The following is a 19,769-nucleotide window of genomic DNA, read 5'->3' as shown; positions in this document are numbered from 1 at the left end:
TCTTAAGATTATAGAATTTATAAATTTCAGCGAAGCTGAACCATTCTATAATCGCAAGAAAAACTTCAGCTAAATGCGGTCTGTCTTCTGTGAAGGTACGTCGATCGACGTTTTTCTTATAATCAAATCAGGCTTTAAGGAATGCAGATGAAACGAGGTGTGGAACTTGGAACAAGGAATGGAAACGGCCGCGGCAGTGCCGCCGGGCATAGGGAAACGCACCCGGAAGAGCGGATCCCTTCAGCGGGGCGAAACGCTGTGGGGAATGCTGTTCGTCAGCCCGATGCTGCTCGGGGTATTTATCCTCGTGCTGGTACCGATCGTTGCGACACTGGTGCTGGGATTCGCCGACTGGAATTTTGTGCAGGGTTGGAACGGCATCCGTTGGGTCGGGTTTGAAAATTTTCGGAATTTGCTTCATGATGACATGTTTATTAAATCGGTCCGCAATAATGTCATCTTTCTGCTGACCGTGCCGGTGTACATGCTCATTTCGATGGTGCTCGCCATCCTGATCGACCGGTTCGTGTACATGAAGAGCTACTTCAAGGTCGCCTATTTCATGCCTTATATTTCGAACGTCGTCGCGGTCGCCGTCGTCTGGCAGGTGCTGTTCCAGCCTTCCTACGGCCCGATCAACGAACTGCTCAAATCGATCGGGGTGCACCATCCGCCGAAATGGATCGCCGATCCGCATTTTGCGCTGCTGTCGATCATGATGATCTCGGTCTGGATCTCCATCGGCTTCAACATGATCATTTACATCGCCGGGCTGCAGTCGATTCCGCGCGACCTGTACGAGGCGGCCGACATCGACGGCGCAAACGGTTGGACGAAATTCACCCGGATTACGGTGCCGCTGCTGTCGCCGACGTCCTTTTTCCTAATGGTGACGGGCATTATTTCAACGTTCAAGGTGTTCGATATCATCGCGGTGATGACCCAGGGCGGCCCGGTGGGCTCCACGACGATGATGGTCTGGTATCTGTACGACACGGCGTTCGTCAATCTGAAAGTGGGCTACGCTTCGGCGATCGCCGCCGTTCTCTTTGCCTTTGTCATGCTGATTACACTCGGACAGTGGTCCGCCCAGAAGAAATGGGTCAACTACTAAGCGAAAGGAGCTCTCGCAGAAAATGACGACACGTACCGGGCCCGACTGGCGCAGGCTGGTCATCACCGTGGTCATGCTGGCGGTCAGCATCCTATTCCTGATGCCGTTCATCTGGATGCTGGTCACTTCCTTCAAGATTGAAAAGGACGTCTTCGTCTACCCGATCCAGTGGATTCCAAGGAAATGGAACGCGGTGGCGAATTATAAAGAAGTGTGGTTCGGCGATTATCCTTTTTATCTCTATTACTGGAACTCGATCAAGGTAAGCGTGCTGACGACGCTGATCTCCTGCACGGCGTCGGCCCTGGCCGCTTACGGTTTCTCCAAAATCCAGTTTGCCGCCGGGCGCTGGCTGTTCATGATCGTGCTGATCACCTACATGATTCCGGGACAGGCGATCCTGATTCCGCAGTTTATTTTATACCGCAACATCGGCTTGTTCGACAGCCACTTTGGTCTGATTATTCTGGGCAGCTTCAGCGTGCTGGGCACGTTCATGCTTCGTCAATTCTTTATGGGTATTCATCAGGAATTCATCGAGTCGGCGAAAATCGATGGGGCGGGCCATCCCCGTATCTTTTCCTCCATCGCGCTGCCCTTGGTGAAGCCGGCGGTGGCGACCTACGCCATTCTGCGTTTTATCTGGACATGGAACGATTACCAGAATCCGCTGATCTTCCTGCGGAGCGACCGGCTGTTTACGATTCCGCTGGCGATGCAGAAGTTTACGTCCCTAAGCGGGGAGTTCTACTCGCTGATTATGGCTGCGGCGGTATCCGCCATCTTTCCGCTGCTGCTGATCTTTATCATTGGGCAGAAGAACGTCATTGCAGGCATCGCCCTCGGCGGAGTCAAGGGCTAGCATCCGTCAAAATAGCAGGATCAACGGTCAATTTAGCGTCATGAGCCGGGGAGAGGGTCCCGGTATAATCAAAGCGTCAGATGCGGGGGATACGGGGCCGGCAAGCGGTTAGAAAGGCGGACATGAGGCCCGGAGCCTGTTATTTCTTGAACCGTTCGCATGTTGGCGAAAGGAATTTTTTCGCGGGCAAGCATAATCCAGGGAGGTTATTGAAGGATGAAGAGAAAAAGATGGCTTACCGGCGCGGCAGCCGGCATGCTGCTGATCAGTTTGCTGTCAGGCTGCGGGGGAAGCAGCGGCGGCGGGGAAAGCGAAGGGACGGCCGGCTCAAGCGGCAGCCAGGACAAGGTCAACCTGAGATTATACACCTATGGAACCGAGGACGCTTACAACTGGAGCAAGACGCTCAAGGCCTACGAAGACGCCAACCCCGGCGTAACGGTCGAGCTGGTGCAGCTCAGCGAAAAAGGCGACACCCAGGAGGCTTCCAAGAAGCTGGACCTGGAGGCGGCATCATCCGCCCAGATGGACATCCTGATGTTCAGCGATCCGGCCGGATACGCGCAGCGCGTGGCGCTCGGCATGGCGGAACCGCTCGACGATTACATTGCCAAGGATGGTTATAAGGAAGAGACGGATTATAAAGTCGATACCCGCTTGAACGGCAAGGTATACGCGCTTCCGGGCAAGTTCAACCCATGGTATGTGCTTTTGAACAAGGACCATTTGGATGAAGCCGGCCTGAGTGTGCCGACGGACTGGACGTGGGACCAGTTTGCCGATTATGCGAAAAAGCTCACCAAGGGCGAAGGCGCAAGCAAGCGCTACGGCACGTATTTCCACGGCCCGCAGGGTGGGGGCTGGCTGGAATTTTTGAAGCTGAAGATGGAGAATCAGCCGGAAAACTCCGACTTTCTCAAGGAAGACGGCTCCTCGAATCTGGACGATCCCAACTTCCGGGCGACGCTTGAGCTGCGGCTGAAAATGGAAAAGGAAGACCAGTCCTCCGTTCCGTATACCGACATGATCTCGCAGAAGCTGAACTACCGGACGCAGTTTTACAACCAGTCGGCGAGCATGATCGTGATCGGCAGCTGGATGAACAGCGAGCTTGGCGGAACGGATAAGGTGCCGCTGGAGTTTAACGTCGCCGTGGCGCCGTTCCCGAAAAACAAAGAGGGCGACCCTACGGGCATTACCCCGGTCACGACCGATTATGTTGCCGTCGCCGCTAAGTCCAAGCATAAAGAAGAAGCCTACAAGTTCGTGCGTTGGTACACGACCGAAGGACAGACGGTCCAAGGTAAAAACATTCCGGCCTGGAGTCAGGTGAAGAGCGACCAGGTGGAGCAAATCATCGATACGATCCTCGCCGGCACGAAAAATCCGGAGAAGGTCGACAAGAAGTCTTTGGTCGACACCCTGATCGCTTCCAAAGCATCGGCGATCGTGCCGCCGGCCTCCTACCAGGCTGAAGTGTTCAAAGCGGTCAACGAAGAATATGAGAAGCTGATCCTCGGCAATCAGGATATCGATGCGACGGTGAAAAACTCACAGGAGCGTGTGAACAAAATCATCGAATCCAACAAAAAATAATTTTGGTATAATATGATCCAAACACGGGGGACGGCGATTTCGTCCCTTTTTTGTACCTTGGGAGGACCATCATGATCAACTGGTTGCGGCACTTGGCGCTGGGCTCGATCCGTCATAAGCTGATTTTCGCGTCGATTGTCTGCATCGTCGTTCCCGCCATTATCAGCTTGATCGTGTACAACGGCTTAACGCGGGAGGCCGTGAAGCGGCAGGCCGTATCGAATGCGAAGGATTCGCTGCAGCTGGTGGCCGGATCCGTCACGAACCTGCTGTCCAGCAAGCTGAACATTGCCAACTACATTCAGGTGAATTCCGGTCTGAACACCTACTTCAAGCAGGTGGCCTCAGGCAATGAGGAGAAGGATCCGTACCGCCGGTTCACCGAGGCGAACCGGGTGCTGGAGCAGCTCGACAGCCTGACGGTGGTCGGCGAGCAGACGTATGTGACCGTGCTGCTGACAAACGGGGCGTATTATATGAATTATTCCGTAAGCGATTACAACCCGACGGATATTGCCCGGCAGTCCTGGTTCAGGCAGGTTAAGGAGCTGCGGGGGCTGGAATCGTATTGGACCGGACCCGAACGAACCGTCTTCTCGCAGGATCAAGCTGATCACCCCTACCAGCTGTCGATCGCCCGGTCGCTGCGGCTGGCCAACTCGGAAATTTACGGTTATGTGGTGGTAACCTGGGTGGAGGATCAAATCAGCGGTATCTTTGACCGGCTCTCCAAGGGGAATCGGGTGCTGATGGTGGACGGTTCGGGCACGATCGTATCGGGGCCGGCGGACCAAATCGGCAGGAAGTTCGCTTACGCCGATCTGAACGATGGATCCAAGCCGTATTCGATTGAGCGGATTGGCGGGGAGAATTTCCTGCTGGTGGAGCAGGAAATTCCGATGAACGGCTGGCATCTCGTGCTGATGCAGCCGTATCAAGACGCGATTGTGGATCTGAATGCCATTTTCAGCAAGGTGTTCCTGTTCGAAATGATCTCGTTCTTCGCATTCCTTCTGCTGCTGATCGTGCTGGTCCGCAGGTTCACGACCCCGCTCGTCCGGCTTGGCAAAGTGACGAACGCGGTGCAGCGCGGAAACCTGGATGTCCGTTCGGGCGTGGTCGGTAACGATGAGGTCGGACGGCTGGGTCTGTTGTTCGACCAGATGCTGGACCGGGTCAAAGAGATGATCGCCGAGGTGTCGGACAACCAGGCCCGCAAGCGCAGGGCCGAGCTCAAAATGCTGCAGGCGCAGATTCATCCCCATTTTCTGTTCAATGTGCTGAATTCCATCCGGATGAAGGTGATGAAACGCGGCGATCCGGAGAGCGCCAAGATGATCGGCTCGCTGTCGGTCCTGCTCCGCATGACGATCAGCCGCGAGGACGATGAAATTTTGCTGCATGAGGAGATCGATTTGATCTCCCATTACGTCGCCCTGATGAACCTGCGGCAGAAGGAGGAGGCTGTGCTGCGGCTGGATATTGACCCGGAAGCGTTTCTGATTAAGGTGCCGCGCTTCTTCCTGCAGCCCCTGGTTGAAAATGCGATGATTCATGGGCTGAACCGTCAAGCAGGCACGATATCGATCCGTGCAGCGACGGAGGCGGAGCGGATCATCCTTACCGTCGCCGACGACGGCGCGGGGATGGAAGGAGAGCGGCGGCAGGAGCTGATGCGGATCCTGAACGGTGCCGCTCATGCAGCGGAGCCTTCGCCGTCAAGCGGCTCCTTCTCAGGCATTGGCCTGCCCAATGTGGCGGAGCGGATGAACATGATGTTCGGCGATGGCTTCCAGGCTTGCGTGGACAGCGAGCCGGGGGCCGGGACCGTGATTGAGATGCATATTCCACGGAAGGAAGGGCTGCGGGATGTATAATGTCATGCTGGCTGACGATGATTACCCCGTGATTGAGCTGCTGTCGGAGACGATCCGCTGGGAGGAGCTCGGGCTGCGGCTGATGTCCACCCATGAGAACGGATGGAGCGCCTGGGAGCAGGCCCAGCGGCAGACCCCAGACATCCTCATTACGGATATCGGGATGCCCAAGATGGACGGCTTGGAGCTGTCGGGGCGCATCCGGGAGCTGAACCCCGCCGTGCGGATCGCCATTTTGTCCTGCCACAGCGAATTTCAGTATGCACAGCAGGCCGTCCGGCTGAACGTGCAGGACTATCTGCTGAAGGACACGCTTGACCCGGAAGATCTGGTACAGCGGCTGACCCGATTTAAGCAGGCCATGGATGAGGAGAAGCAGGCCGGCTGGGAGCACAGCCGGATGAAGCGAATGTATGATGAGGCGAAGGAGCTGCGGAAGGAACAGAGCCTGAAAAACCTCATCGGTCTGCCCTTGCTGTCCCCGGAGAACTGGAGGAAGGAAGCGGCGGAGTACGGCTTGCTCCGCGAAGGCGAGCATACTCTGCCGGTTGCGGGATTTCTGGAGAACTACCGGTTGGTGAAATACCGCTTCTTATCGGACCAAACGCTGCGCTTTGCCGTCGGCAACGTCATAAAGGAAGTGTTGGAGAACTTTGCACCATGCGGGATACACGCGGGCTATGATGCCAAGACATGGCTGCTGTTCTACTCCGGCAAGCCGGGGCTCCATCGGAATATTTACGAGGAAACGGCGCGGATGGTGAAGGAAATCCAGTCCGCGCTGCGAAAAGTACTTAAGGTTGACATGTCGCTGTGCATCGGCGAGCCATGCGCTTCGCCGGAGAACTTGAAGCAAACGCTCGGCGGACTTCTGGCCTCGGGCGGACTGCGTTTCTATCTGGAGCCCGGGGAAACGGTGAAGCTGCGTGCGCCAAGGCCGAGGCTGGAGCCGGAGCCGGGACGGAGCGACTTGCCGCCGCCCCGGAATCTGTTCAGCTTCTACGATGAGGCGCTCGGCGAGCTGCGCGGGGCCTTGCTGGACCGGGAGCCGCAGGCGATCCGGTCGGCGACGGCGGCCTGGATCGAGAGGATCCGCAAAGAGCGGTATCAACCGGAATCGGTGAAGGATTGGGTCTTCAAGCTGCTGCTCGATTTGAAGCTGAAGCTTCAAGCCATCCCTTCGGTCTCGACGGCCTCGTCCGCGGATACGCTTCACAAGGAAATCGCGGATATCGATTCGCTTGCGGATCTTCAGGCCTGGCTGAACGGGCATTTGGAGTCGTGGGCGGCGAGCGATTTTGGCGGCCATTCGGCTGGCAGAAGACCCGAAATTACCGAAGCCTGCGTGTATGTCACCCGGCGGCTGCACAGCCGCATTTCGCTGGACGAGGTGGCGGAGCACCTTCACATGAATACCAGCTATTTCTGCCGGCTGTTCAAGAAGGAGACGGGGAGCACCTTCATCGAATACGTGACCCGGCTCAAAATGATGCGGGCCCAGGAGCTGCTGGACCGGACGGGGGCGACCGTAGGGGAAATCTGCGAGCAGATGGGCTATGACAATCAGAGCTATTTCATTAAGACATTCAAATCTTACGCCGGCGTGACCCCGGTCGAATACCGGAGTCGGCTGCGGTGAGACTTTTAACCGCATAAGAGAGGAGGATTCGACGATTGCTGAAATCATCATCCCATCATGAACAAGGAAGTTTGTCGTTGGAGGAGATGGTCCGTGACATGGCTCCCGCAGGAATGGACCTGTATTATCCGGACGGAGACGCGGCCCGTTTCTGGCAAAAGGTCCGGACATCAGACCTGTACGAGGCGGACCGGTGCGAAATACAGGCGGAAGGGCGGCGGCTGCTTGGACTGCCGCTGCCGGTATTAACCTACTCGCTGTATGCCGACTTTGCCCGCACCGGGCGCAGGCTCGGGTATGAGCGGGTGTATTTCGAGTGGCGGCGCCGGCTGAATACCTTCGCCATCTTGACGATGCTTGAGCCGGAACATGAACCATACCTCGAGGCTCTGTGCGATACGCTGTGGCTTATTTTGGAGGAGTATACCTGGTGTCTTCCCGCCCACCTGGGAGAAGGGGATGCCGGGGGCGAGATCGATTTGTTTTCCGCCGAAACCGGCTTTGCACTCAGCGAGCTGCTGTGCCTGATGGGCGGCAGCCTGCCGCCTCTGATCCGGAGCCGGATTCGGGACGAAGTGCATCGGCGCCTGTTTGAGCCGTACTTAGCCCGGGAGTTTCACTGGGAATCGGCCGTGCATAACTGGTCCGCCGTGTGTGCCGGTTCGATCGGCGCGGCGGCGCTGCTGTTGATGGAGGATGCGGATCGTTTGGCAGCCGTTCTCGCGAAGGTGGAGCAGAGCATGCGCTGTTATCTGAGGGGATTTGGCGAGGACGGCGCCTGCCAGGAGGGGCTGGGTTACTGGAATTACGGATTCGGTTATTTTGCATATTACGCCGATCTGCTCCGGAAGCGCAGCTGCGGCCGGCTGGACTGGTTCGCAAGCGGCAAGGTCCGCCGCATCGCGCTGTTTCAGCAAAAATGCTTTCTCGGCGGAAGCGCGGTGGCGAACTTCTCCGACTCCAGGCCTAGCGGCAGCATTCAGCCGGGGCTGTCGGATTATTTGGCCGGCCTGTATCCGGAGTTCCAGCGGCCGCCGGCCCGCCTCCGGGCTGCGTTTACGCAGGATCACTGCAGCCGCTGGGCGCCGGCCATCCGGAACCTGCTGTGGCGGAGCGGGGAGCCGGCGCAGGGCGAGTGGGGGCCGTTCTTCGGCTACCTGCCCGATGCCCAGTGGCTTATCTGGCGGCATGCCGGCCCCCGTGGCGCGTTCGGTTTTGCGGCCAAAGGCGGGCATAACGCCGAGCCCCACAACCATAACGACCTCGGTCAGTTTATGCTGTACGGGGACGGCGAGTTTTTCCTCGCCGACCTCGGCAGCGGGGAATACACGAAGTCGTATTTCGGCCCGGAGCGCTACACCTACGACTGCAACGGCTCGCAGGGGCACAGCGTGCCGATCGTCGGCGGCCAGTATCAGGTTGAAGGCGAGGACAGCCGGGTGATGGTCGAGGAGGCTTATGCTGATGAGGCTGGAGCCGTGTTTAAGCTGGACCTCACGCAAGCCTACCGGTACGCGGGGCTGGAAAGCCTGCACCGCGAGCTCCGCTGGGAGATACAGGAGGGGCTGCCGCGTCTTGCACTAACGGACGAGTACCGGTTTGCGGGAGCGCCAAGTTCCGTGGTGGAACGGTTTGTCACCCGCGTCCGCCCGCGGCTTGCGGGGGACCGGATCGAGCTTCAAGGATCAGGGGAGCAGGGGCTGAAGCTGGTCATGCGTTATGACGGCGGGCTGCTCATGCCGGAGATCACCCGGCGGCTGTTTATGGACCACGATGGATGCGAGGCCGAATGGTATACGGTCGATTTGACGGTCCGTGAGCCGGGGCCGTCCATCCGGGTCGTTGTCACATTCGAGGTCGAGCCAAATAACGAGGAAAGCGGGGATCGGAAGTGAATATGACGGAACAGGCCGCGCAAGCGGTATGGGTAAGCGAAGCTTGGGGCAAGGCACTGGATAAAGTCCGGCGCACGAGCCAGCGCATCGGGGCGGAATTTCCCCATGCGAGCCAAAACGGGGCGTATGTGCTGGAGCCCCCGCACTGGTGGACGGCGGGTTTCTGGCCGGGGCTGCTCTGGCTGCTGTATAACGGCAGCGGGGACGAGCGGCTGCGGGGCATTGCCGAAGAATGCGAGGCACGGCTCGATGAAGTGCTGGACGGCTACACCCGCCTTGATCATGACCTGGGATTTATGTGGACGCTGACGAGCCTGGCTTCCTACAAGCTGACGGGAAGCGAGGAGTCGAAGCGGCGGGCGCTCAAGGCGGCGAATTACCTGGCTGCCCGCTTTAATCTGAAGGGGCGGTTCATCCGCGCCTGGAATCCGTGGTCCGAAGGCGAGGACAACGCCGGCGTGGCGATCATCGACTGTGCGATGAACGTGCCGCTGCTGTTCCAGGCGTCCGTCATGACCGGCGATCCGCGGTACCGCCACGTCGCCGAGGCGCATATGGACACGGTGGCTGCCGACTTTGTGCGGCCGGACGGCTCCGTGTACCACATTATGCGCTACGACCCGGACACGGGGGAGCGCATCGGCGGCCTTGGCGGCCAGGGCTATGCGGCGGAATCAGCCTGGTCCCGCGGCACGTCATGGGCCATATACGGCCTGACGCTGGCCTATCACCATACCGGCAAGCCGGGCTACCTGGACACGGCCAAGCGCGTCGCCCACTTCCTCCTCGCCAATCTGCCGGAGGACCATGTGCCGCACTGGGACTTCCGGGCGCCGCTTGAGGAAAGGCAGTACCGCGACTCTTCGGCCGGCGCGTGCGCAGCCAGCGGGCTGCTCCTGCTGTCGGAGCAGGTGGGCGAGCTGGAAGCTGCCGTCTACCGTGAGCCGGCCGTGCGCATGCTGGAGTCGCTGTACGTGAATTACGGCGCTTTTGACGATCACGCGCAGGAAGGCCTCATTTTGCATGGGACGAGCCATTATCCGAACCAAACGAACGTGGACGTGCCGCTGATCTACGGCGACTTTTTCTTCGTGGAAGGGCTCGCCCGGCTGCAGGGCAAAGGACCGTTTTATTGGGAATAAGCGGGCACTGTAATGCGTCGATTACTTCGTTGATGGTCGAGCGGGCAAAATCCGTGGTGCATATCTGAATAGTGGAACGGACATTAGGAATGAGGCTGTCGAGCCTCGTTCCTTTTTTTTGTTTTATGTTTTTTTGAAATTAACGAAGGCGTAATACAATTGGTAAGATGAATGTGGGGTGATATTTTCCAAAAAACAATTGAAATTTAGAGGATGTCATTATATGATTACTTAAAACATTTTAGTTATATTTAAATAAAATACATATTGAGAGTGGTTTACAAGTCGGTTAGGCATTAAAAAGGAGGGATCGATCGCGGGGCCGCGGCAGACGTCAACTTAAGAAGCTCTGCCTGGATATATGAATGCGTTTTCGCCAAAGGTTGAATGATCTTAATTTCCGAAGACTTTATTTTTTGGAGGGAGCAAACATGAACAGAAGGTGGGTTTCGGCATTGTTGATGATGATGCTGTTCGTCACGGTTCCGGGCCAGGTGTTCGGCACCGGGCCGGACAGCGCGGCGCAGAAAGGCGGCAACGCGCAGGAGCAGCAGGGACAACCGCCGGTGTATCAAAACGTATCCGTTCACGATCCATCCATCGTGAAGGACGGGGATACGTACTATGTATTTGGTTCGCACATTGAAGCGGCCCAGTCGAAGGACCTGCAGAGCTGGACACGGTTTACGAACGGTTATGCGACACCGGGCAACGTGCTGTACGGCGATCTGGCGCAAAATTTGGCCGGGTCGTTCGCATGGGCGGGACAAAATGATTCGGACAGTAAGGGCGGTTTTTCCGTATGGGCCCCCGATGTGTTCTGGAATCCCGAATATGTGAACATGGACGGCACCAAGGGTGCCTATATGCTGTACTACTGCACATCCTCCACGTATATCCGTTCGGCCATCGGATTTGCCGTGTCGCCAAAGATCGAAGGGCCCTATCAGTATGTCGATACTCTGGTGTACTCCGGCTTTACGGAGGGCGATGCCAAAGATAAGGACAGCGTGATCAACAAAAAGTGGACGAACACAAACATTCCGAAGCTGATCGATGGCGGACAGCTCGGCGGGGCAAGCAGCGCTTGGTTCAATGCTGACGGGTCGTACGCCAACGGCAATTATCCGAATGCGATCGATCCGAACCTGTACTACGACAAAAACGGGCAGCTTTGGATGTCTTACGGCTCTTGGTCCGGCGGCATTTTCGTCCTGCCCGTCGACCCGAAGACCGGCAAGGTGAGATATCCGGGCAAAGACGGCACAACCGCGGACGGACGCCTGATGAACCGGTACTTCGGTACGAAGGTGGCCGGAGGCTACGGCAAATCGGGGGAAGGTCCGTACGTTGTGTACGATAAAGCCACCGGCTACTACTACATGTACATGACTTACGGCTGGCTGGGGGCCGACGGTGGATATAACATGCGGGTGTTCCGCGCGAAGAACCCGGATGGCCCGTATGTGGATGCCCAAGGCGAGAACGCCGTTCTGCCCGGCGACACGGACAACGCGCCTTACGGTAACAAGCTGATGGGGAACTATCTGTTTACCAGAGACGTGGGCGATCCAGGCACCGGCATCGGCGTCGGTTATGTATCCCCGGGACATAACTCCGTGCTGATGGACGAAGAAGCAGGCAAGCGGTTCCTCGTCTTCCACACCCGTTTCCCGCAGATGGGCGAAGCGCATGAGGTGCGCGTGCATCAAATGTACATGAATGCGGACGGCTGGCCGGTGGTCGCTCCATACCGTTATGCAGGGGAAACTGTGGGTAAGGTAGACCGTCAGGACCTGATCGGGGAATATAAATTCATCAATCACGGAAAAGAGACGACGGCGGAGATCCAGTCCTCCGCGTATATCCGGCTGAACAAGGATAACACGATCTCGGGCGACGAGACGGGCACTTGGAAGAAGACCGGGCACAACGAGGCGGAGCTCGTCATTGCCGGTTCCGTGTATAAGGGCGTATTCGCCAGCGGCTGGGATCCGGTATCGGAGCGTTATGTCATGACCTTCACGGCGTCATCCCGGGAGGGTGTGGCGGTCTGGGGCAGCCGGCTTGAGGACAAGACGGATCAGGCGCTGGTTCAGGACGTGTATAGCGATCTGAGTTTGGGAGATACAACGAAGGTGGTATCGGACCTGACCCTCCCGGCGGAAGGAGCCCGGCACACCGCGATTTCCTGGAAAAGCTCGGACGAAGCGGTTGTAACGGACAAAGGCGAGGTGCACCGTCCGGGGGGCGGCGCTCCGGCCAGGGCGGTTCTGACGGCCACGATCACCAAAGGCGGCACATCGCAGACGAAGTCCTTTACGGTGACCGTTCTGCCGTACCAGGACGCCAAGCTGTCCGCTTATTACGGCCTTGAGGGCAACTTTGCGGACAGTCATGGGCGGTTTGCCGCAGGTACGGTGACCGGCGACCGGATTGACAAGTCCGGCGGCAGCATCACCTTCGCTGAGGGAAGACAAGGCCAGGCCGCCAAGTTCGACGGAGCCTCCGGGATCCGGCTGCCCGACGGGCTGATCTCCAGCAATGCCTACTCGGTTTCGCTGTGGATCAAGCCGGCTGAGCTGACGACGTACACGACGGCCTTCTTCGGCGCGAAAGACAGCGATCATTGGGTGAGCCTCGTGCCCCGGGGAGCCGTCGCCAACAATACGATGGTCTGGTCGGGCAGCACGAGCTGGTATGACGGGGCGACCGGACTGACCATTCCGACCGGGGAGTGGTCACATCTGGCCTTCTCCGTGGAGAACGGCACGCTGACCGTGTACGTGAACGGGGTGCAGAAGTTCAAGGGAGCGAACTTCCCGGACTGGTTCACCGGCACGACGGCGAGCTTCAGCCTGGGCGTCAACTGGTGGGATTCGCCGTTTAAAGGGCTGATCGACGAGCTGCGCGTGTATGATGGCGCTCTGACGCCTGCGCAGGCGGCGGATTTGGCCAAGAACCCGTCCTGAAGTATAGATTGATGTAAGCTGATTTATCGAAGGGGTCATGGGAAAAAATGAGGGACAAAGCGGAAGGGGGGGGACTCTTTCGCTTTGTCCCTTTTTGGCGGAAGCATTGGATAGACTTCACGGGAATCGGATGATTAAGCATGCTGTTCTAATCAAAGGAGAAGGGACGGGACGCAATCATTCCCATTGCCTTGTAAGCCTTTGCAAATGGGAGATACCATTTTAGAAGAATTGAGGATAAACTAGGACTAGACAGCCAGATGTTAACGGCAAGCTCGGGATACAACCCTATGAATGTAAGATGAAAGGTGGAAACATGAAATTTATTTGGAACCGTTACATGCTGGGGGTGGCACTGATCCATGTCCTGGGGCTGTTTGCCTTATTTACGGTGGCGCCCGCCCATCCAGCCTTTGTCGGCATGGGAATTGCGGCTTACGTCTTTGGCGTCCGCCATGCTTTTGATATCGACCACATCGCCGCGGTCGATAACACGATCCGTAAGCTGGTGGCGCAGAAAAAGGACTCCCGGGGCGTAGGCTTCTTCTTCTCCCTGGGGCACTCGACGGTCGTCTTCCTGCTGGCTGTGCTGACGACCATCTCCGTACGCTTTGTCGCCAAGCATATGTCCGGCATGCAGGAGATTGGCGGCATCATCGGGGTGACGGTGTCGGGGGTATTCCTGCTGTTTCTCGCCGTGCTCAACTTCATGCTGTTTGCCCAGCTCTGGCGCACGTTCCGTCGAATTCGGGAAGACCGGATCGGGGAAGCGGAGCTTGAGGAGATGTTTGAAGCCAAAGGCTTCTTTACGCGTTATTTGGGCAAATGGTTTAAGCTGGTCACGAAGAGCCGGCATATTTACCCGATCGGCTTCCTGTTCGGCCTCGGCTTTGACACCGCCACCGAGATTTCGCTGCTGACGATGTCGGCGGGGGCGGCCAATCAGCAGGTTCCAGTCATGGGCATCATTGCACTGCCTTTGCTGTTTGCGGCCGGCATGAGCCTGTTCGATACGCTGGACGGCCTCATGATGACCAAGAGCTATGCCTGGGCCAGCGACCGCCCGGTCCGGAAGGTCTACTATAACCTGATCGTCACAGCGATTTCGGTGATCGCCGCCGTGGCAGTAGGCGCGGTGGAGCTGGCGCAGATCACAACGGAGAAACTGCATTTGTCCGGCGGCATCTGGGACATGATCGCAGGCATCGACTTCGGAAATTTGGGCATTTTCCTAGTCGTGGCGTTTCTGGCCATTTGGGGCGTGGCTGTGTTCATTTGGAAGGTATACCGGATCGAAGAGCGGTATGCGGTAAAAGGGAAAAGCCTATAAAGGATCGTGAAAGCAAAAACGGGACCTGCCCGGCGTGATGCCGGCGGTCCCGTTTTCGGATTCCGCTATTTCTTTCGGCGCGGAATCGTCAGCGTCTCCCAAGCTTCCGATTGAATCTGCTTGGCGGCGTAAGTGATCTGGCCGATATGGCTGGAATAGTGCGACATCTGGCGTTCGATCGCTTCCAGCACCGTATGCGGCTTTTCCCGGATGTAGACGGTCCGGAGCAGGTCCCCGTTTCCGAGGGAGGCGAGCGCCTGCAGAAAGACGTCCCAGCCGCGATTCCAGATGCCCAGCAGTTCTTCTCTTGAGGCTACGGTGCCCTCGAACTCGTTGTCCCGGTCGCGGCCTTCCTTTTCCCCGTCGGAATCGAGGAAGTTCGTCCAGCGGGAAATCATGTTCCCGCTCATATGATGGACGATGACCGCGATGCTGTTGGAGTCTTCGTTTAACGACCAGTTTAGCTTATCGTCCGGAACCTGCGCGATTGCCTTCTCGGCCGAACGCTTCAGCTCGGCGAATTTCTCGTTCACCACCCGGAAGTATTCCGTTCCGATGTCGTGGGTGCTCATTCCAACCACCTCCGCTATGAAATGATTTCTTTACCAGTATAGAGGCCGCTATTCTTTCTCGGCAAGCAAGTGTGGCACGCGGCGGATGGCCCTCTGAACCACATGGTTTCACAATACTCTTGCCGTCCCGTATAGGAATGGTCTACGATTTATTCCGTTTCAGGGGGCACCAGCTTGGTGATGCCGCCCATATATGGCTGAAGGGCCGCCGGGATATCAATCGATCCGTCTTCCTGCTGGTGGTTCTCCAGCAGTGGGATCAGAATGCGGGGCGTGGCCACGGCCGTATTGTTCAGCGTGTGGCAGTACTGCAGGCTGCCTTCCGCATCGCGATAGCGGATGTTCGAGCGCCGGGCCTGGAAGTCGAGCAGATTCGACGACGAATGGGTTTCACCGTAGGCTCCGCGGCTCGGCATCCAGGTTTCGATGTCGTACTGCTTATACGTCTTCTGCGACATGTCACCGGTACAGACCGCCATCACCCGGTAGGGAAGCTCCAGCAGCTGCAGGATCTCCTCGGCATGGCCGGTAATTTCCTGCAGCATCGCTTCCGACGCCGCGGGATCGTTCTCGCAGAGAACGACCTGCTCGACCTTGGCGAATTGGTGGACGCGGTACAAACCGCGGACGTCCCGGCCCGCCGAGCCGATTTCCCGGCGGAAGCAGTTCGACACGCCCGCCAGCCGGATGGGGAGGGCGGCGTCGATGACTTCGTCGCTGTAGTACGACACCAGCGACACCTCCGACGTGCCGACGAGCCACTTGTCCTCGCCGGCCAGCTCATAGGTCTGATCCTTCCCGGTAGGGAAGAATCCCGACCTGGCCAGCGCCTCGGGACGGACCATGACCGGCACGTCCATCGGCGTAAATCCGCGCGAGGCCAGGAGGTCAATCGCGAGCCGCTGCACCGCCAGATGAAGGAAGAGGCCGGCTCCCTTCAAATAATAACTGCGGCTGCCCGCCGTCTTGACCCCGCGCGGAATATCGAACAGATCATGCAGCTCGCCGAGCGTAACATGATCTTTCATCTCAAAATCGAATTCCCGGGCCTTCCCAACCCGGCGGACTTCCACATTGTCGCTGTCATCCTTACCAATCGGCGTATCTTCCGATACAACGTTGGGGACGAGCAGCATCAGTTCCTCAAACTTACGGGTGGCCTCGCGCAGACCGGTCTCGCAGCCGTCCAGACTGCTGTTGATTTCCTTCACCCGGCCCTTGGTCTGCTCCGCCGCTTCGTCTTGGCCCTGCTTCAGCAGCCCCGCGATGCGCTTGGTCAGTTCATTACGCTGCGCTCTGAGCGATTCCGCCTCCTGCAGCAGCCTTCTTCGTTTCTCGTCCCATTCCAGCAGGTCATCCACCCGGAAGGGAATATTCTTCTGCTCCGCGACTTGTTGTACCCGCTCCCGATGGTCGCGGATCCATTGAATGTTTAACATCGTTACCGTCTCCTTTGTCTTTTTGTCCTGTAAAAATGCAAAAAGCGCCCTCATCCCTTGGGACGAGGAGCGCTTGCTCGCGGTGCCACCCAATTTGACCAGCCTGCCCAAAGGCAGTGCCGATCCGCTTGGTTCCGCGATAACGGACGGAGGCCGGTTAACTTAGAGAGAGGATGGGTGCTGTAACCGTTGCACCGTCACGCTGCGTGCCACGGGAAACATCATCCGCTCCGGTCGAAAACGCCTCACAGTTGGATGCTGCTCATCGGCGTAATGTCGCTGTTCGGTTCTTTGCGGTTTAGTATAGCGTAAACCGATGGAAAGTACAATATACATACATCCCTTACCTGGATGAATACGTTCCTAGAAGATTCTGTATGTCCTGGTGAATGCGCAGCAGGTTCTGGATGTCCGAAGCCGGGACCTGCTTAAGAGCGTATTCCATGGCCTGGTAGGAGCGCGGATTGGCCGCTGACTGAAGGGAGCGTTCCCGCCCATCCGCGGTCAGGCTCAGTCTGACTTCCCTGCGGTCTGTCTCGGAGATGACGCGGTCCACCAGCCCCGCTTGAACGAGGCCTTCCACTTGAACGCTGATGGTGCTTTTGGGTGAGGAGAGACGCTCGGTTAATTCCTTTAGCGTCAAGCCGGGCGCGGCATGCAGCGTGTTCAGGACGGCGAGCTGCAGCACGGTTAATCCAAGGCTCTCCGCGTTGCTGCGCGTAAACTCCAATAGGCGCTTTTGAATGCCGGTAAAGGATTGAACGACTTCAGCGGCCAGCTTCATTTGGGGATCTTGGTGGTCTTGATGATTCATGGCATAAGCAACCTTTCGATTATGAATTTGTTCAATATGGAACAGTTCAAATATGAACAAATTATATTCGAATCTGGGTCATTTTTCAAGGTTCAAATTCCCGCTACGGGGTTAAAAACAAGTACCACATTCTAACGAAAGAAAGGTGATCACGATGATCGGACTCGCGATATTGTTTTTGATCATTGCCATTGTAGCTGCGATTTTCGGTTTCTTCGGTATCGTTTCAGCGCTCGTTGGTGTCGCAAAGGTACTGTTCTTTGTCTTCCTGGTTCTGTTTATTCTTTCGCTGATATTTGGCAGAAGACGAAGCAGTTGACCTTACAGTGCCGCAGCCTGAGTTACACGAAGGCAATAGCTAAGCAAAAAAAGGCTTGCGCCCACATGCGTGTGGGACAAGCCTTTTTGGGTTTTCTAAATCCTCGTGAGTTATCCGGTCCGCATGCCGGTGCGTACGGCAGGTTTACGCGCAGGTTTCCGCCAAAACAGGGTAAGGCTCTGGGTAGTGCACCAAAGCGCAAACAGCAGAAACAGCACCGACCAGGCGATGGCGGGGAGCACCGTCATATGGGCCAGATTGGCCGCGTCGCCGGCCTGCCGCGGGTTGGTCAGGGAAGTGATCGCCAAGGTGAGCGGCCCGACTACCGATTCCTCCAGGCAAAGGAAGGCGAGCAGGAGGTAATAGAAATTGCGTAGGGTGTTTCCCAGCATATAAAACACGATGTTTAGCGCCATAAAAATGACAAGCCACCAAACGCCGTAGCTGTTCCGGACAAAAAAGAGCAGGTTGACCGCGGCCAGAATCGTGATCAGGATCAGCCCGGCGGCCTGCTTGCGCTTGGCGTATCCATAGAACAGAAACACGGCAAAGAGGGAAGCGATCGTATACCCCGAGAGCGAGACGAGCACGGAGCTCCAGCCGGAGGATAAATAGGAGTAGGTAGTGCCGCTATGATCGGCATTGAGCTCGATGCGGAGGACCTTTCCTGAGAACAGCAGGGTAACAAGGGCATGGCCGAATTCATGGATCATCGTATCCAGGGTGCGGAACCAGGAGGAGAATGGGATCAGCCGGGTCAGAACCGCGGATGCGACAAGAAACAATACAGCCTTCAAGGATTTATTCACGGGCAGCTCCTTTCCTAACGACAACATGCGGATAATAGGATCTTTTGTTCCATCATACACGATCATATTAAAAAAGGAAGCGCAGCAGAGCTGCACTTCCCGGTTGTTGCAAATCTATAAGTTATGGGCGTGCGGCTTACAGATCGTCGAATCCGTTGTCGTCGCCGACTTTGCCGTAGTTACGGGATTTGGCTTCGAAAAAGTCCGTTTTGGTAGCGTTGAGCGCCTCGTCGGAGAAAGGACGGATCCACGGCATGCAGTTGGAGTCCACGCCTTCGTAGCCTTTTTCCATTCCCATCATTTTCAAACGTTTGTTGGCGATGTATTTGATGTAGTCGGACAGCTCGTTCAGGTCGATGCCTTTGACCTCGCTGAGCGTGTAATGCGCCCAGTTGGTTTCCAGTTCCACCGCGCGGTCGATCGTACGGTATACGTAGTCCATGTTTTCCTTCGTGTTCAGCTCAGGGAAATCCTTGAGCAGCTGCTTGAACACTTCGCCGAAGAAGTAGCAGTGCTGGTTCTCGTCGCGCTGGATGTAGGAGATCATTTGGCTGGTCGCCATCATCTTCTGGTCGCGGGCCAGGTTGTAGAAGAAGGCGAATGTGCTGTAGAAGAAAATGCCTTCCAAGATCAGGTCGGCCACGAGCGCTCTGAAGAAGGTGTGCGGATTCTGCTCGTCGCGGAACTCCTGGTAAATTTCCGAGATGAAACGGTTGCGGTCGAGCAGTACCGGATCATGCTTCCAGTATTCGAAAATTTCTTTCTGTTCCTGCTCCGATACGATCGAAGAAAGCACGTAGGAGTAGGATTGGTTGTGCACGACTTCCTGCTGCCCGATGATGGCCGAGATGGCCTCCAGCGAGGAATCGGTAAAATAACGCTTCACGTCGCCGATGAACATCGTTTGCATCGAGTCCAGCACGGCGAGCAAAGAAATATTGATCTTGAAGGTGCGCTGCTCTTCCGGATCGAGGTTCACGAACTGCTGCGCGTCTTTGGCCATTGGAATTTCGTCAGCGATCCAATGGTTCAGCAGCAGAACTTTATACAATTTGTACATATGGGGCATGCGGATATCGTTCCAGTTCAGGATGCCCGAGCATTCTCCTTCGATGATGCGGGTCGAGCGGTTCGGCGCTTCGGTGTTAAAAATCTTTTGCGTTTGCATACTCGATATACTCCTTGTTCTTTATTTTTGCTTGTTCATATATATCAACATCCATCGCAGAATGCTGTGATCTATACCAGTGATCTATATCCTAGGTTTCTCAGATAGTCAGTCTAAAATAGTTCATGTAGTATCTTTCCATTGCAGTAGTATTTATCCATGTTAGCGGACGCGTGGCGAGCCTCCCGTATTTTGGCGAAGCCAAAACAGGGAGCCAGCCG

Annotated in this window: 16 protein-coding genes; 11 read left to right on the top strand and 5 right to left on the bottom strand. The window is 56.7% G+C overall.

All coding sequences use genetic code 11. From position 1 onward, the window contains the following. The first annotated feature begins 178 nt into the window (after positions 1 to 178). From CJP46_RS32225 to CJP46_RS32185, 9 genes are all read left to right on the top strand, one after another. A complete protein-coding gene (locus tag CJP46_RS32225; protein ID WP_094599740.1) occupies positions 179 to 1,114 on the top strand; it encodes a carbohydrate ABC transporter permease in 936 nt (311 codons plus the stop codon). A gap of 22 nt (positions 1,115 to 1,136) precedes the next feature. After that, on the top strand, positions 1,137 to 1,976 hold the full coding sequence (locus tag CJP46_RS32220) for a carbohydrate ABC transporter permease (protein WP_094599721.1): 840 nt from the start codon (positions 1,137 to 1,139) through the stop codon (positions 1,974 to 1,976). Between the two features lie 216 nt (positions 1,977 to 2,192). Beyond that, positions 2,193 to 3,572, top strand: coding sequence for an ABC transporter substrate-binding protein (locus CJP46_RS32215; protein ID WP_094599720.1), 1,380 nt, complete (start codon positions 2,193 to 2,195; stop codon positions 3,570 to 3,572). A gap of 71 nt (positions 3,573 to 3,643) precedes the next feature. Next, positions 3,644 to 5,449 (top strand): sensor histidine kinase, encoded by a 1,806-nt coding sequence (locus CJP46_RS32210; protein WP_094599719.1) that lies wholly within the window; start codon positions 3,644 to 3,646, stop codon positions 5,447 to 5,449. Next, on the top strand, positions 5,442 to 7,088 hold the full coding sequence (locus tag CJP46_RS32205; protein ID WP_094599718.1) for a response regulator transcription factor: 1,647 nt from the start codon (positions 5,442 to 5,444) through the stop codon (positions 7,086 to 7,088). Before CJP46_RS32210 ends, CJP46_RS32205 begins: the two co-directional genes overlap by 8 nt. A gap of 35 nt (positions 7,089 to 7,123) precedes the next feature. Then, positions 7,124 to 8,983: a heparinase II/III family protein gene (locus CJP46_RS32200; RefSeq protein WP_256992629.1), complete on the top strand. Its 1,860-nt coding sequence runs from the start codon at positions 7,124 to 7,126 to the stop codon at positions 8,981 to 8,983. A 2-nt stretch (positions 8,984 to 8,985) separates the two neighbouring features. Then, positions 8,986 to 10,125: a glycoside hydrolase family 88 protein gene (locus CJP46_RS32195; protein WP_094599717.1), complete on the top strand. Its 1,140-nt coding sequence runs from the start codon at positions 8,986 to 8,988 to the stop codon at positions 10,123 to 10,125. A gap of 431 nt (positions 10,126 to 10,556) precedes the next feature. After that, positions 10,557 to 13,097, top strand: a complete 2,541-nt coding sequence (locus CJP46_RS32190) for a LamG-like jellyroll fold domain-containing protein (protein WP_094599716.1) — start codon at positions 10,557 to 10,559, stop codon at positions 13,095 to 13,097. A gap of 316 nt (positions 13,098 to 13,413) precedes the next feature. After that, entirely contained in the window at positions 13,414 to 14,427 is a 1,014-nt protein-coding gene (locus CJP46_RS32185) for a HoxN/HupN/NixA family nickel/cobalt transporter (protein ID WP_256992628.1), read from the top strand. A gap of 65 nt (positions 14,428 to 14,492) precedes the next feature. Here CJP46_RS32185 and CJP46_RS32180 read toward each other — a convergent pair whose 3' ends face one another. Together CJP46_RS32180 and serS are read right to left on the bottom strand one after the other, a co-directional pair. Further along, the gene (locus CJP46_RS32180) at positions 14,493 to 14,999 is read right to left on the bottom strand and encodes a DUF1572 family protein (RefSeq protein ID WP_094599714.1); all 507 of its coding nucleotides are present in this window, start codon (positions 14,997 to 14,999) and stop codon (positions 14,493 to 14,495) included. 149 nt (positions 15,000 to 15,148) lie between these two features. Beyond that, positions 15,149 to 16,438 carry a serine--tRNA ligase gene (gene serS / locus CJP46_RS32175; RefSeq protein ID WP_094599713.1) on the bottom strand — a complete coding sequence of 430 codons (1,290 nt, stop codon included), beginning with the start codon at positions 16,436 to 16,438 and terminating at the stop codon, positions 15,149 to 15,151. Between serS and CJP46_RS36745 the strand changes: the two genes are divergently transcribed. Next, on the top strand, positions 16,428 to 16,604 hold the full coding sequence (locus CJP46_RS36745; RefSeq protein ID WP_179281419.1) for a hypothetical protein: 177 nt from the start codon (positions 16,428 to 16,430) through the stop codon (positions 16,602 to 16,604). The two genes, serS and CJP46_RS36745, sit on opposite strands and share 11 nt — an antisense overlap. Positions 16,605 to 16,781: 177 nt before the next feature. Here the strand turns inward: CJP46_RS36745 and CJP46_RS32170 are convergent, their stop codons facing one another. Beyond that, positions 16,782 to 17,252 carry a MarR family winged helix-turn-helix transcriptional regulator gene (locus tag CJP46_RS32170; RefSeq protein ID WP_179281418.1) on the bottom strand — a complete coding sequence of 157 codons (471 nt, stop codon included), beginning with the start codon at positions 17,250 to 17,252 and terminating at the stop codon, positions 16,782 to 16,784. Positions 17,253 to 17,406: 154 nt separating this feature from the next. Between CJP46_RS32170 and CJP46_RS32165 the strand changes: the two genes are divergently transcribed. Further along, complete coding sequence (locus tag CJP46_RS32165; RefSeq protein WP_094599712.1) at positions 17,407 to 17,571, top strand: DUF1328 domain-containing protein; 165 nt, start codon at positions 17,407 to 17,409, stop codon at positions 17,569 to 17,571. Between the two features lie 110 nt (positions 17,572 to 17,681). Here the strand turns inward: CJP46_RS32165 and CJP46_RS32160 are convergent, their stop codons facing one another. Both CJP46_RS32160 and CJP46_RS32155 read right to left on the bottom strand, forming a co-directional pair. Beyond that, positions 17,682 to 18,380, bottom strand: coding sequence for a M50 family metallopeptidase (locus CJP46_RS32160; RefSeq protein ID WP_094599737.1), 699 nt, complete (start codon positions 18,378 to 18,380; stop codon positions 17,682 to 17,684). 136 nt (positions 18,381 to 18,516) lie between these two features. Beyond that, positions 18,517 to 19,548 (bottom strand): ribonucleotide-diphosphate reductase subunit beta, encoded by a 1,032-nt coding sequence (locus tag CJP46_RS32155; protein ID WP_094599711.1) that lies wholly within the window; start codon positions 19,546 to 19,548, stop codon positions 18,517 to 18,519. Between the last annotated feature and the right edge of the window lie 221 nt (positions 19,549 to 19,769).

Source organism: Paenibacillus sp. XY044 (assembly GCF_002257645.1).
Lineage (GTDB): Bacteria > Bacillota > Bacilli > Paenibacillales > Paenibacillaceae > Paenibacillus_AQ.
This window is presented reverse-complemented; position numbering and strand designations above follow the sequence as displayed.